Here is a 15,110-nt window from a genome sequence, read left to right on the forward strand (position 1 = left end):
AATGCTAATTTATCTAAAATTAAGATAAGCGGCGGATCCGTTCATTAAGATCTGGATGGGTGGAGAAGATACTTGATTTACGTTTTCCATTAATCTTTAATGTAGAAACAGAAGTATCATCACCGCGTACACGGTTAGCATATGCTTTTAATGATTCGAGTGCGTGCTTCATTTTATCTTTACCAGCTAGGTCTGCGCCCCCACGATCGGCATGGTATTCGCGGTGACGTGAGTAGGCATAAACAACCAAGCTTCCAAGTATTGAGAAAATAATTTGGAAGAAGATAATCGCAAGGAAGTGGACAATTGGTGCAAGTTCTTCCTTAACAAATCGTGTAACGGCAAATGCAGCAATTCGTGCAAGGAATACAACAAAGGTGTTGACGACCCCTTGTAATAGCGTCATCGTTACCATATCTCCATTCGCAACGTGAGCCACTTCATGCGCGATAACGCCTTCTATTGCATCGTCGTCCATTTCGTGAAGTAATCCTGTTGAAACGGCAACTAGGGAACGCTTTTTAGAAGGCCCTGTAGCAAAAGCATTTACCTCGCGTGAATCATAAATTCCTACCTCTGGCATGTGCATTAATCCGGCTGTGCGTGAAAGTCGGTGTACCTTTTCGACAACCTCCCGCTCAGACTGAGATAAGGCGCCACTTGGATCAAGGACACGAACCCCCATCATTTTCTTTGCCATCCATCTTGACATAGCTAGTGAAATAAACGAGCCAGTAAAACCGATAACAGCACTAAAAATAAGTAAAGTGCCAAATTGAATGGTGCCATCTGGTCCAATATAATTCCACGCGCCAGGTATTAGCATGAAAATAATTGAAATGGTTGCTAGTACTAAAACATTCGTTAGTAAAAAGTAAAAAATTCGCTTACCCACGTCCTCACCCTTTATAATAGATTTTGAGATTTTTACAATGTTTGCAGTGAATTTGTGAAGCCTTCACATAGTCCCATTATATCCTTTGATAGGGGAGTTATCAACAAATAACCTAAGAATTTGTAGTGCTTTGGGCATAATACTTACTTATTATAAGCTTGTTATTTGACTTCACTTTCTTTCTCTATTACGATAGTGACGTAAAGTAAGCAGTTTATTATGATATAGTTTGCCTTGCATAAATTGTGATGGCAAGTGAAAAATATAGGCTGGGTACATTACAACTAACATAATTTAAAAGGCAGAAGGAGATCGAACAATGGCAAACGTAAAATTAGCAGTAATTTATTATAGTTCTACAGGAACGAACTATCAAATGGCAAAATGGGCAGAGGAAGCAGGAAAGGAAGCTGGCGCAGATGTACGTGTAGTAAAAGCACCTGAATTAGCTCCTGAAGCTGCAATTGCTTCAAATCCTGCATGGAAAGAGCATTATGAAGCGACAAAAGATGTACCAGAAGCAACTTCTGATGATATTGAGTGGGCAGATGCAATTATCTTTAGCATGCCGACACGTTTTGGCAATGTTCCATCTCAAATGAAACAATATATTGATTCACAAGGTGGTCTTTGGGCTACTGGTAAAACAGTTAACAAAGCTGTTAGTGTCATGGTTTCAGCATCAAATGCACATGGCGGACAAGAAGCAACAGCACTTTCCTTCTACACTACAATGATGCACTGGGGTGCAATTATCGTAGCACCTGGCTATACTGATGAGTCGATTGCCCCTGCAGGTGGAAACCCATACGGAACAAGCGTAACGCAAGGACAGGATGGGAAAATGGTTGAAAACGTTGAACCAGCAGTGAAGCACCAAGTAAAACGTACCGTTGAGGTTGCTGCAAAACTAAACAGTTAATATAGAGATGAATTTTGAGAGGGCTGATGGTGACATCAGCCCTTTTCTTTTTTATAAAAAGCTTTTTCAGACGGTGGCTGATCCCAGATCATACGAGCGTTTCAATCAACCACACGAGCGGCTCAATCGCTCATACGAGCACTTCAATCAACCACACGAGCGGCTCAATCGATTGTAGGAGAGCTCCAATCAACCACACGAGCAGTTCAATCGATCGTAGGAGAGCTCCAATCAACTACAAGAGCACCTCAATCAATCATAAGAGTGTTCCAATCAACCACACGAGCGGCTCAATCGATCATAGGAGCACTTCAATCAACCACACGAGCAGCGCAATCGCTCATAGGAGAGTTCCAATCAACCACACGAGCGGCTCAATCGATAGTAGGAGCACTTCAATCAACCACACGAACGGCTCAATCGATCATAGGAGCACTTCAATCAACCACACGAACGGCTCAATCGCTCATAAGAGTGTTCCAATCAACCACACGAGCGGCTCAATCGATCATAGGAGCACTTCAATCAACCACACGAGCGGCTCAATCGATCATAAGAGTGTTCCAATCAACCACACGAGCGGCTCAATCGATCATAGGAGCACTTCAATCAACCACACGAACGGCTCAATCGCTCATAGAAGTGTTCCAATCAACTCCACAGTTCAAACTACACTACCTTAGAAAACACTACACTCAATGAATTTACCTTCTCTCCCTGTTTCAGAAATTCAGACATGGGTAAACTTAAATTAATAGCAAATATAAGCGAAGGAGTTGTCATATAGGTGAATTCAGGTAAGCAAATACCAACAGAAAAAGGCATGGACCATAGTGTGGCATTATTGCGAGAGGGATATCGCTTTGTTCCGAATCGACTCCAAAGATTTCGCTCCGATATATTTCAAACCCGCATGATGGGCGGTCAAAAGGCTCTTTGTATTAGTGGAAAACAAGCAGCCGAATTATTTTATGATAATGAACGTTTTAAACGCCAAGGGGCAGCACCAAAGCGAATTAAAGAAAGCTTGTTTGGTGTAGGCGGTGTGCAAGGAATGGATGGGGAAGCTCATCGCCATCGAAAGCACTTGTTTATGTCGCTTATGACCAAGGAAAGTCTGAAGAAGATTGCAGCGATTTGCCGAGAAAAATGGCAACAATCAGCTACGGAATGGGAAACGATGGATTCGATTGAATTTTTCCCGGAGGCAGAAAAGATTATGTGTCGAACAGCCTGTGAGTGGGTCGGTGTACCACTGTGGGCTAAAGATCTCTCCATACGCACTAAAGATCTTAGTGACATGATCGATGCATTTGGTGCAACAGGCCCACGTCACTGGAAAGGCCGGGTGGGTAGAAATCGAGCTGAAAAATGGATTAGAGACATAGTAGAACGCGTTCGCAACGATGAATTGTATGTAGAGGAAACAAAGCCATTATATGTTGTGGCGTGGCATCGTGACCTTCATGGGAATCTACTTGATACACAAACCGCTGCTGTTGAAATTCTGAACCTTTTACGGCCGATTGTGGCAATTGCCCGGTTTGTTACGTTTGGTGCGTTAGCGCTTTATGATTTTCCTCAAACGAGAGAAAAACTAACACATGAGGATGGACAATACGCTAAGTGGTTTGTGCAAGAAGTACGTAGGTACTATCCGTTTGCACCCTTTACAGGGGCATTAACAGCGATAGACTTCGACTGGCAGGGGTACCATTTTAAAAAAGATACCTTAGTCATCTTGGATATATACGGAACAAATCATAGTCCAGAACTTTGGTCTGAGCCAAATCGCTTCAAACCAGAGCGGTTTAAAGACTGGCAAGGAAGTCCTTTTGACTTTATCCCACAGGGTGGGGGAGATTATGATAGGGGTCATCGTTGTGCTGGTGAATGGTTAACCATTGAACTAATACAAACGAGTTTAACCTTCTTAACACAGGATCTTTCTTATGAAGTCCCACCGCAAGATTTATCATATAGTATGACGCGTATTCCAACACACCCAAAAAGCAATTTTATTATGGAAAATATAAGGGTTAAGTAAGGCTTGAGGATCCTGAAGGCTAAGCAGCAACCAATTGGCCACCAGGATCCTTTCATTTGTTTTGGCTCATTATATAAGAAAAAGATGATGCTGACTGCAACAGCATCATCTTCCAATTAGATACAGCTTAAGAAGAAAGTATCTTTTCCTCACCAAGTACTACTTTAACTGCTATTCTCGCTTCCTTAATGACATCAGATCGCCAAACCTCGTCTTGAGGATAGAACATTTCTTGGAATTCATTCAAAATATAGTTTCTATTGGATTCCTTTTCAGCACCTTCCCAATAAAGCTGGTTCTCTAAAACAATTGTCATAAGTTCTCTTAGTTCAGCTTTTTTGTCATCGCCAAATGTTCCAAATTCAAATAATGCAGAAAAAAGCTTTGTATCAGGGTAATTCTTTTTTTGCAAAGTATAAAAGTGTTGATTTGAATCGCCAACAACTTTCTTGTCCGAGAACTTCATAATATTTTTTAGTGGATAACGTGATTGAATCTCTTCCAGGTCTTGTTCCTCATCTGGCGGAACGACCATTGTTAATTCGTTACTTGGTCCTAAAGCAGTATGCCAATCCATGTGGACAATATGATTATATTGTTCAAGCAGATCTACTTGTAAAGATCGTACGTATTTTGCGGACTCCTCTAAAGCCTTCCCACCATAATATACACCACGCTCAAACTCATATTGCCCCATGCTTTTAGCATGCTTCATGTTCGCATAGCCTTCTTTAGCGAGTGCTTTCGTCAGTGTCTTAAATAATCTGTTCTGTTCTTCAGTGATATCCTTGATCTTCCCATTTGGGAGGAAAAGCTCTTTTTCTTTTTCGTACTTTTTATTCACATCTATAGGTAATGGCCCTTCTTCTTCAATATAATTTCGATTCAGATCAATGTTGTTTTCTGTAACTCTGCGGAAATTCCGCATCCCCCAAGGGTTAATCGCATGTACGAGGCAAATGCCAGTCGTTTCTGGCTCTATGTGCTCTATACATTCCTCGACAAACATGTGAATACAAGCAGCGCCAGCATATCCTTCTATCCCATGCTCTCCTGATGAAAGTAGTGCAATCTTGTCTTTTTCACTTGTGGCGTCAGCACGGATGATATCAATGGTGTTGTCATCTGCTTCATTTCCGATGTTTATTGTCTCTAAGGAAGCATTGGGCCAGATGGATTTTACTTTGTCTAAGTGACTGCGAAAAACGGCTCTCGAGGTTTCATAATCTGTTTGAAAATAAGATTCCACTTTCATCTTTCCTTTCCATCTCTTTTTCTTCTCGATTCCCGTTTGGGCACATTTAAAACTAAAAGTGACAAATGAGGCACTACTAAGTAAAATGGATGAAGAGGGGGATAGCACACATGAAACAGATTAAACAGTTTTGTGGGCAGATTGCGGAGCATCCTTTGTTTACAAGGGTGATTATTACATTAATTGTTTTTAACGCACTGCTTGCTGGATTAGCCACATATAGCATCTTTGCTAATGCAGAGTGGATATACATAGCAGATCTAATCTTGATCTGTATCTTTTCAATAGAAATAGTTATTCGATTGCTTGGGGCAAAATCCTTTGGAGCCTTTTTTAAAGACTTCTGGAATGTATTTGATTTTATTATCGTTTTGCTTAGCCTCGTATTGGTAGGCTCTCATTATATAACCGTTCTACGAATTGTACGTGTCTTGCGAGTGTTGAGAGCAATCTCTATTATTCCATCACTGCGAAAAATAGTAAATGCATTGCTTCTCACAATCCCATCTATGGGGACAATTATGCTGCTACTTGGTTTGTTCTTCTATGTATATGGTGTGATTGGTACAACGCTGTTTCACGCAATTGCACCGGAATATTTTGGGACATTGCATGATTCGTTGCTAACGTTATTCCAAGTTATTACACTTGAGTCATGGGCTAGTGGCGTTATGCGGCCGATTTTGGCAGAGGACCCATCCTCATGGTGGTATTTTGTCACCTTTATTTTATTCGGTGCCTTTGTCATCGTGAATCTTTTTGTTGGTGTCATAGTAAATAATGTAGAAGAGGCTAACCGAGAGGAAACACCTTCACCAACAGACGTTAAATTGGCAGAGGTACAAAAAGAATTGGCTGAGATTAAAACGTTGCTAAAAAGAAGGGACGAATAATATTTTCTATGGAAAAAGCCGAACAAGTTCGCGTTAGTTTGCGCATGCTTGCTCGGCTTTTTTGATGATCAATGATTAGCAAGGATTAAGCTTCATCCATTAATTCTGCTACAATTTCATACGAACGTAAACGATCTTCCATATGGTAGATTTGGCCACTAATAATCATTTCATCTGCTTGTGTCTCGTTAAGAAATGCTTCGAGCCCTTTTCTCACCGTCTCTTTGCTACCAATAATGGTAGTTCGAGGATCGAGCGATTGTTCCACTGCAGCCTTCTCCATAGGCGTCCAAACTTCATCCATGTTTTCTACTGGTGGTTGAAGTTTTGTCGGATTCCCTTTGCGGATACTTAGGAATTGCTGTTGTTGGGATGTGGCGATATATTGAGCCTTTTCATCCGTGTCGGCTGCAATAACATTAACCCCTACCATTGCATATGGTTTCTCCATTTTCTCCGTTGGCTGGAAATTCTCCCGGTAAAGACGTAATGCAGGTATGGTGTATGCTGGTGCAAAATGGCTTGCAAAAGAAAACGCGAGCCCTTTTTGTGCAGCAAGCCTTGCGCTAAAGTCACTGGATCCAAGCAGCCAAATTGGAATATCTAATCCTTGACCTGGGACAGCTTTTACTCGTGATACAGGTTCGTCTGAGAAATAGTCCTGCAATTCATTTACTTGCATAGGAAAGTCCTCTACACTCATTCCAAGTGTTCTTCTTAGTGCATAGGCAGTAGCCTGGTCACTTCCAGGTGCACGTCCTAAGCCCAAATCGATTCTACCAGGGAATAAAGACTCCAATGTGCCAAATTGTTCGGCAATGACGATTGTGGCGTGGTTTGGCAGCATAATACCACCGGCCCCCACTCGGATTCTTTCTGTCTTTTCAGCTATATGCCCCATAATGACAGAGGTTGCAGAACTGGCAATACCAGGCATGTTATGATGCTCTGCAAGCCAATATCGGTTAAAGCCTAGCTTTTCCACATGCTGTGCCAACTGTACGCTATTTTGAAACGACTCTCGTGGATTACTTCCTTCTTTTACTGCTGCAAGATCAAGGACAGAGAGCGGTATATTTTGAAATGTTTTTGATTTTGTTGTCATCGTATTCACTCCTCACGATTTCTTATTAAGAAATATTACGTCTAAAATCACCAAACGTCCACTAATCAGCCTGCCAATTTTCTGGTAATAACAGACTGAAATATTTTAAAAGAAGTTGGTAAACTTAGTTTGTTTCAAGGTTTAAATTTAAAACAAAGAAACGAAAGAAAAATGTCATAAATTTAAAGTTTTTGTGAATTTTCCTGTAGTAATGTAAAACCCTTGTCTTTTATGCATTGTAAGCGTATATAAAAAGAGTGAATGTTGATTTGGTAGCGTTTACATTTATTGAATTTTTATAAAAATGCATGAACATAACTTATCAGAATTTTGAGTTAAAAAGTAATTTATGGTATGATATTTCTACTATCCTTTTTTACACGTTAGAAAAGTTAGAAATCTTAGCTATATAAGAATAGTCAGCATAGCTAACATTTTTAACTTCCACATTCGCTAAAAGATGAGCGAATGCGGATGCTCTAACCACCCTGGTTTGATCCCCCCGTATAAACTTTTTCAAGGACCAAAATGTACGCTTAAAGATAGAAGGGAGATGTTGTGATGACAAGGAATGGCTTCCCGCAAAGGCAGGGACTTTATCATCCGGATTTTGAGCATGAGGCATGCGGCATTGGGATGATTGCAAATATAAATGGTAAACCAACACATAATATTGTTCAAAATGCGATCAATATTCTTTGTAATTTGGAGCATCGAGGTGGGCAGTCAGCTGACACGAGCACAGGGGACGGAGCAGGGATCTTAACGCAAATCCCAGATCGTTTTTTTCAAAAACAATGTGCCAAGGAAAATATTACGTTACCTAACAAGGGTGATTATGGAGTAGGAATGGTTTTCCTTCCCCAGGATCATGAGGTAAGGATGCGGAGCAAGGAATTGTTTGAAGAGATTATTGAACAAGAAGGGCAAACATTTCTTGGTTGGAGGCCGGTACCGACAAATGAATCATTCATCGGAAAAGTAGCAGCGAAAAGTAAACCAACTATACGGCAGATTTTCATTGAGAAGTCAGAAGATATTAAGGATCAGATGGCGTTCGAAAGAAAAATGTATGTGATCCGGAAGCGAATCGAACAGGAAGTGGCAAAGATTCCTGAGTATGATGACATTTATATAAGTAGTTTATCTTCTCGCACCATTGTTTATAAAGGAATGCTAATACCAGAACAGTTGGATGCGTTCTATATTGATTTAAACCATCCAGATTTTAAATCAGCATTGGCGCTAGTTCACTCACGGTTTAGTACGAACACATTCCCAAGCTGGAAACGATCACATCCAAATAGATATACCATCCACAATGGAGAATTTAATACATTGCGGGGGAATGTAAATTGGATGCGCGCTCGTGAGCAACTATGTGCATCAGAGCATTTTTCAGAAGAAGATATGGAAAAAATCCTCCCTGTAATTGATGCAGATGGCAGTGATTCCTCTATCTTTGACAATACATTTGAGTTTCTTCACTTATCAGGACGTTCCCTTGCGCATACAGCCATGATGATGGTACCTGAGCCATGGGCAAATGATGCGTCCATTAAGGAAGAAAAGCGTGATTTTTATGAATATCATAGTACATTAATGGAGCCATGGGACGGTCCGGCAGCACTAGTGTTTACTGATGGTAACCAGATAGGTGCCTGTCTTGATCGTAATGGTTTGCGGCCGGCACGTTATTATGTAACGAAAAGTGGGATGATCGTGCTAGGCTCGGAGGTTGGAGCACTTGATATTTTCGCAGATGATATTCTGTATAAAGACAGACTACAGCCTGGTAAGATGCTTCTTGTTGATTTGGAAAAGGGAATTATTGTCCCTGATGAAGGAATTAAAATGCAGGTTGCCTCAGAAGAACCGTACAAGGAATGGTTGAAAAATAAAATTGATCTTAAAGACATTCCTGAAGTCACGAATAACCAACCATCGTATAAGGGGAAGCAGTTACTTGAGCAGCAGTTCGCTTTTGGTTATACAAGAGAAGAATTGAATAAAATTATTAAGCCGCTAGTTGAAGATGGGAAAGATCCAATTGGTTCGATGGGCTACGATTCACCGCTTGCTGTTCTATCGAAAAAGCCACAGCTTTTATATAACTACTTTAAGCAATTGTTTGCCCAGGTTACGAACCCTCCTATTGATGCTATTCGTGAGAAAATCATTACAATGGTCGAAACAACAATTGGTGCTGAAGGAAATCTGGTTGCGCCTCAAGCTGACAGCTGTAAGCATATTCGCCTTGAAACACCAATCATGACAAATGGTCAGTTGGAGAAATTAAGAGTTCGTCAAATTGATGGGTTCCAGACCGCAACCATTTCCACTTTATTTAAACGTAGTAAAGCAGAGGGAAACCTTGTGCAAGCAATGGAAAAGCTATTTATTAAAGCAGATGAAGCGATAGCGGAAGGGACTACCCTGTTAATTCTTTCCGACAGAGGAGTAAGTGAAGGAAAAGTTGCTATCCCAGCATTGCTGGCCGTATCTGGGTTGCATCACCATTTGATCCGCAGAGGGATACGTACAAAAGTCAGTTTACTTGTAGAATCTGGGGAGCCTAGAGAAGTGCATCACTTTGCGACACTAATTGGTTATGGTGCGGAAGGAATTAATCCATATTTGGCCTTTGATACTATTCATGAGTTAGTAGATAAGCAAGAGTTAGAGGCTATTACACCTAATCAAGCTGTGGAACAGTATGTTCACTCTGTGACGGATGGTATTATCAAGATCCTTTCGAAAATGGGGATTTCCACTATCCAAAGTTACCGTGGAGCGCAGATCTTTGAAGCAGTTGGTATCCATACAGACGTAATTGATAGGTATTTCACCGGCACTGCCTCTCGTTTAGGTGGAATTGGAATGGACATGATTGAAAAAGAAACCATCATGCGCCATGAGAAAGCCTTCCAAGAAGCACGTGGTTCCAATTATGCCTTAGAAGCTGGAGACGAATTTCAATATAGAGGAAATGGTGAAGATCACCAATACAACCCTAAAACGATTCATACACTACAGCATGCTTGTCGTACTAATAACTATGATGTGTTTAAGGAATATACGAGCCTTTTGACTGATGAAACAAACAATCTTCAGTCACTACGAGAGTTACTAGCATTTAAAAAACGTACTCCGGTCCCAATTGAAGAGGTTGAGTCAGTTGAAGAGATTTGTGCACGATTTAAAACAGGTGCCATGTCCTACGGCTCGATTAGTCAGGAAGCGCATGAAGCACTGGCCATTGCCATGAATCGAATTGGTGGACGAAGTAATACAGGGGAAGGCGGAGAGTCTGCTGATCGTTTTACACCTGATGAAAACGGAGATTCCAGAAGAAGTTCGATTAAACAGGTTGCTTCGGGTCGTTTTGGCGTAAATAGTCATTATCTTGTGAATGCTGACGAGATTCAAATAAAGATAGCGCAAGGGGCGAAGCCAGGAGAAGGTGGTCACTTACCTGGTAAAAAGGTATACCCATGGGTTGCTGAAGTCCGCGGTTCTACACCTGGAGTTGAGTTGATTTCTCCGCCACCACATCACGATATATACTCTATCGAGGACTTGGCAGAGCTGATCCATAATTTAAAAAATACGAATCCAAATGCCAGAATAAGCGTGAAGCTTGTATCTGCTGTCGGTGTAGGAACGATAGCTGCAGGTGTTGCAAAAGGGAGAGCAGATTTAGTTCTAATTAGCGGTTATGACGGTGGAACTGGCGCAGCCCCGCGTACAAGTTTGAAGCATACAGGTCTTCCTTGGGAAATTGGCCTTGCTGAAACCCACCAAACCTTAATGCTGAACGGATTACGTGATCGCATTGTGGTAGAGACAGACGGAAAGATGATGACAGGCCGTGATGTCGTGCTTGCCGCCTTACTTGGAGCAGAGGAGTATGGTTTTTCTACAGCTCCGCTCGTTGTGCTTGGTTGTGTCATGATGCGTGTTTGTCATATGGATACATGTCCTGTTGGGATTGCCACACAAAATCCAGAACTCCGCAAGAAATTTATGGGAGACCCTGAGCATGTCGCGAATTTCATGCGATTTATTGCTAAAGAGGCACGTGAATTAATGGCAGAGCTTGGTTTCAGAACGATAAATGAAATGATTGGCCGTACAGATGTACTTGAAGTGAATGATGCGGTTGATCACTGGAAAGCGAAAGGAATCGACCTTAGCCCATTACTCTATCAGCCAGATCTTCCTGCCAAAGTAGGTAGATATGCGACTATAAAGCAAGACCATGGAATTGAGAGAACATTGGACTACCAAGAGTTACTTCCTAATTGCAGAAAAGCTATTGAAGAAAAGAGACCTGTGGAGTTTACTACCGCAATTCGAAACATTAACCGGGTTACCGGAACGTTACTTGGGAGCGAAATAACCAAATTATACGGTGAAGAAGGATTACCAGAAGATACAGTCAAGCTGAATTTTAATGGATCTGCCGGACAAAGCTTTGGTGCCTTTATCCCGCCTGGAATGACGTTACGTTTAATTGGGGATGCCAATGATTTTGTAGGAAAAGGCCTATCTGGTGGTAAAATTATCGTCCATCCAGATCCAATCGTGACATTCCCACCTGAGAAAAATACCATTATTGGAAATGTGGCATTTTATGGTGCGTCTCGTGGGGAAGCATACATTCGTGGAATAGCAGGTGAACGTTTTGCTGTAAGAAACAGTGGTGCCACCATCGTTGTAGAAGGTGTTGGGGATCATGGCTGTGAGTATATGACAGGTGGGAAGGTTGTTGTGCTGGGGACAGCAGGCAGAAACTTTGCCGCAGGGATGTCAGGTGGTGTTGCTTATATTCTCGATGAGGACGAAAGCTTCCACACCAAAGTCAATGCAGAGCTCGTAAATGTAGAGCAAGTCAAGGATAAAGAAGAACTGGATGCATTGTACCAGCACATTCAACAACATGTCCTTTACACGAATAGCTCACATGCTGAACGGATTTTAACCTATTGGGATAAATATATACCGCAATTTGTTCGGGTAATTCCAAAAGCTTATGTAAAAGTCCAAGATCGAATCAAAGTATTGAGAGAAAGTGGATTAACCAAGTTTGAGGCTGAAATGACAGCTTTTGAAGAAAGTAAGCAGCCAGTAGAAAAAACGAAAACCGTAACAGCAGTAGGCGCTCTGCAATAACGTGTTCCAAGTATAGAAAAGGAGGACCTATCGATGGGGAAACAAACGGCTTTTATGGAATATGAAAGAAAGGTCAGGGACGAGAGGGATCCTGAGGTCCGAATTAAGGATTGGAACGATTACACAATTCCGATGACAGAAAAGGAAGTACAAGTACAAGGGGCACGTTGCATGGATTGCGGCGTCCCTACCTGCCATGTGGGATTGGAGCTAAATGGGGTTACTTCAGGCTGTCCAGTTTATCACCTTATCCCTGAATGGAATAATCTAGTCTATGAAGGTAAATGGAAGGAAGCACTGGAAAGAGAGCATGAAATGAATAATTTCCCGGAATTCACAGGGATGGCTTGTCCTGCTCCGTGTGAAGGGGCATGTGTTCTAGGAATAAATGAACCACCTGTTGCAATAAGGACGATTGAACGGTCCATTATTGAGAAGGGCTTTGAAGAAGGCTGGGTTGTAGCTACGCCACCTGAGAAACGTACTGGGAAAAAGGTGGCTGTAATCGGTTCAGGACCAGCTGGGCTGGCTGCTGCAGCGCAACTTAACAAAGCAGGACACACAGTAACAGTGTTTGAAAGAAATGACCGTGTCGGTGGGTTATTGACTTATGGTATTCCGGAAATGAAGCTTTCCTATGATGTAGTAAAACGCCGTGTCTCTATTTTAGAAGAAGAAGGGATCACGTTTATTACGAATACGGAGGTTGGGAAAGACATTTCGGTGCAGGAACTTAAGGAAACTTTTGATGCTACCATCCTTTGTGGAGGAGCCACCGTGCACCGTGATATCCAAGTAGAAGGAAGTTCGTTAAAAGGAGTACATCCAGCAATGGATTTCCTGCATGCTAATACGAAGAGCCTCCTTGACTCTAATTTGGAGGATGAAAACTATATATCAGCTGAAGATAAAAATGTGATTGTAATTGGCGGTGGGGATACAGGAACAGATTGCCTGGCAACCTCTGTAAGACATAATTGCAAGAGTCTCACACAATTTGATATTTACGATAAAAAAGGGCTGGTTAGGGATATCGAAACGAATCCATGGCCTCAGTACCCGACAATACATCGTGTAGAATATGGACATAAGGAAGCCTCCAGTGTACTTGGTGAGGACCCTCGTGCCTATGCTGTCATGACCAAGAAATTTGTTGGTGATGAAACAGGCCATATTAAAGAAGTCCATACGATCAATGTAAAGCTTCGGTTTGACGAAAATGGAAATAAGGTACGAGAAGAAATCCCAGGGACAGAAAAAGTCTGGCCGGCGGACCTAGTATTAATTGCCATCGGCTTTAAGGGACCTGAGCAAGACCTTATTAGCAAAATGGAAGTTGAAACAACAGCTGGATCTACAGTGAAAGCAACGTATGGGGAATACACTACGAACGTAGATGGCGTTTTTGCTGCAGGTGACATGCGCCGTGGACAAAGCCTCATTGTTTGGGCAATAAACGAAGGCAGAGAAGTGGCAAGAGAATGTGATCGTTACCTAATGGGAGAAACAGTTTTACCATAAATATACACAAAACCACAGCCGTATAAGGCTGTGGTTTTTGGTTCTAGCTTGACAACTTGTGACATAAGGAGTAACATTCCTTCAATTGGGTTTGCAAGAGAAAGCGACATGAAGTAATATAGTATGGTAAGTAATTTGCAATGCTTTTTAAGTGAATTCTCTTCTCTTGAAGAGGAGTTACTGGAAATGAGGGTAAATATAAAAATGAGTAAACAATCCATTTATGGACTGACATATGATCAATTATCTGATTGGTTAATGGAACGGGGCCAACAACGGTTCCGAATTGACCAGGTTTGGAACTGGCTTTATAAAAAGCGTGTTGGCCAGTTTTCTGAAATGAAAAACGTCAATAAACAGACGATTGAGCTTTTAGAAGAAAATTTTGTGCTTCACACTTTGGATGAGGAAATTAAGCAAGAATCGCAGGATGGAACAATTAAATTTCTATTTAAACTTGCGGATGGCAATTTAATCGAAACCGTGTTAATGCGCTTCAATTATGGCTTGTCTGTTTGTGTTACGACACAGGTCGGCTGTAATATCGGTTGCACCTTTTGTGCAAGCGGATTGCTAAGAAAAAACAGAGACTTAACAAGCGGAGAAATTGTTGAGCAAATCATGAACGTACAGAAGCATTTGGATGAACGTGGAGACGGGGACAGAGTTAGTCATATCGTCGTAATGGGAATCGGCGAGCCTTTTGATAACTTCACAAATCTAATGGACTTCCTATATGTCGTAAATGATGATAGAGGATTAAATATTGGTGCACGCCATATCACTGTATCGACTAGTGGACTTGCGCATAAAATTTATGAATTTGCCGACACAGGTATTCAAGTAAATCTTGCTATCTCGATCCACGCTCCAAATAATGAGCTAAGAACGAGAATTATGAAGATAAACAAAGCATTTCCAATTGAAAAGCTGATGAAATCTGTAGATTATTACCTGGAAAAAACAAATCGCCGTATAACCTACGAATACATCATGCTACGTGATGTTAATGACCATAAAGAAGAGGCGGAGCAGTTAGCAAAATTACTGTACAACCATCGCCATTTAGCCTATGTTAACTTGATTCCGTACAACTCTGTTGATGAGCATAACCAATATCAGCGAAGTGAATCTGCTACCATTCAAGCATTCTTTGAGACCTTGAAAGAAAAGGGGATCAACTGTGGCGTTCGTTGGGAAAATGGCGCAGATATCGATGCAGCCTGCGGTCAGCTTCGAAGTAAGCAAATAAAGAAAACCAATGCAGTATAAGAAAAAACCTGAACCGGGCCTATTT

Annotated in this window: 9 protein-coding genes; 6 read left to right on the forward strand and 3 right to left on the reverse strand. The window is 41.5% G+C overall.

What is annotated here, in order from left to right:
- Positions 1-19: 19 nt before the first annotated feature.
- The gene (gene htpX / locus K3T81_RS01345; RefSeq protein ID WP_161464699.1) at positions 20-895 is read right to left on the reverse strand and encodes a protease HtpX; all 876 of its coding nucleotides are present in this window, start codon (positions 893-895) and stop codon (positions 20-22) included.
- Positions 896-1,214: 319 nt separating this feature from the next.
- Here htpX and wrbA point away from each other — a divergent pair, with 319 nt between their 5' ends.
- Both wrbA and K3T81_RS01355 read left to right on the forward strand, forming a co-directional pair.
- On the forward strand, positions 1,215-1,817 hold the full coding sequence (gene wrbA, locus K3T81_RS01350; protein ID WP_238017712.1) for an NAD(P)H:quinone oxidoreductase: 603 nt from the start codon (positions 1,215-1,217) through the stop codon (positions 1,815-1,817).
- A gap of 787 nt (positions 1,818-2,604) precedes the next feature.
- On the forward strand, positions 2,605-3,864 hold the full coding sequence (locus tag K3T81_RS01355) for a CYP152 family fatty-acid peroxygenase CypC (protein ID WP_238017715.1): 1,260 nt from the start codon (positions 2,605-2,607) through the stop codon (positions 3,862-3,864).
- Between the two features lie 127 nt (positions 3,865-3,991).
- On the opposite strand, the gene K3T81_RS01360 is transcribed toward K3T81_RS01355, so the two are convergent.
- Positions 3,992-5,119, reverse strand: a complete 1,128-nt coding sequence (locus tag K3T81_RS01360; protein WP_161464393.1) for a M14 family metallopeptidase — start codon at positions 5,117-5,119, stop codon at positions 3,992-3,994.
- 110 nt (positions 5,120-5,229) lie between these two features.
- Here K3T81_RS01360 and K3T81_RS01365 point away from each other — a divergent pair, with 110 nt between their 5' ends.
- Entirely contained in the window at positions 5,230-6,012 is a 783-nt protein-coding gene (locus K3T81_RS01365; RefSeq protein WP_238017718.1) for an ion transporter, read from the forward strand.
- A gap of 85 nt (positions 6,013-6,097) precedes the next feature.
- Here K3T81_RS01365 and K3T81_RS01370 read toward each other — a convergent pair whose 3' ends face one another.
- Positions 6,098-7,117, reverse strand: a complete 1,020-nt coding sequence (locus K3T81_RS01370) for an LLM class flavin-dependent oxidoreductase (protein ID WP_161464391.1) — start codon at positions 7,115-7,117, stop codon at positions 6,098-6,100.
- Between the two features lie 561 nt (positions 7,118-7,678).
- On the opposite strand from K3T81_RS01370, the gene gltB reads away from it, so the two are divergent.
- The 3 genes from gltB (at position 7,679) to rlmN (ending at position 15,085) form a co-directional block, all read left to right on the forward strand.
- A complete protein-coding gene (gene gltB, locus K3T81_RS01375; protein ID WP_238017721.1) occupies positions 7,679-12,292 on the forward strand; it encodes a glutamate synthase large subunit in 4,614 nt (1,537 codons plus the stop codon).
- Between the two features lie 33 nt (positions 12,293-12,325).
- Positions 12,326-13,813, forward strand: coding sequence for a glutamate synthase subunit beta (locus K3T81_RS01380; RefSeq protein ID WP_238017724.1), 1,488 nt, complete (start codon positions 12,326-12,328; stop codon positions 13,811-13,813).
- A 204-nt stretch (positions 13,814-14,017) separates the two neighbouring features.
- Positions 14,018-15,085, forward strand: a complete 1,068-nt coding sequence (gene rlmN / locus K3T81_RS01385) for a dual-specificity RNA methyltransferase RlmN (protein ID WP_106898587.1) — start codon at positions 14,018-14,020, stop codon at positions 15,083-15,085.
- The last annotated feature ends 25 nt before the right edge of the window (positions 15,086-15,110 follow it).

Origin of the sequence: Oceanobacillus jordanicus, assembly GCF_022095695.1 — a bacterium.
Taxonomy (GTDB): Bacteria; Bacillota; Bacilli; order Bacillales; family Amphibacillaceae; genus Oceanobacillus_B; species Oceanobacillus_B jordanicus.

Coding starts and splice junctions, on each gene's coding strand:
- rlmN (WP_106898587.1), top strand. CDS start 14,018: ATGAGTAAACAATCCATTTATGGACTGACATATGATCAATTATCTGAT.
- K3T81_RS01360 (WP_161464393.1), bottom strand. CDS start 5,119: ATGAAAGTGGAATCTTATTTTCAAACAGATTATGAAACCTCGAGAGCC.
- gltB (WP_238017721.1), top strand. CDS start 7,679: ATGACAAGGAATGGCTTCCCGCAAAGGCAGGGACTTTATCATCCGGAT.
- wrbA (WP_238017712.1), top strand. CDS start 1,215: ATGGCAAACGTAAAATTAGCAGTAATTTATTATAGTTCTACAGGAACG.
- K3T81_RS01365 (WP_238017718.1), top strand. CDS start 5,230: ATGAAACAGATTAAACAGTTTTGTGGGCAGATTGCGGAGCATCCTTTG.
- K3T81_RS01380 (WP_238017724.1), top strand. CDS start 12,326: ATGGGGAAACAAACGGCTTTTATGGAATATGAAAGAAAGGTCAGGGAC.
- K3T81_RS01370 (WP_161464391.1), bottom strand. CDS start 7,117: ATGACAACAAAATCAAAAACATTTCAAAATATACCGCTCTCTGTCCTT.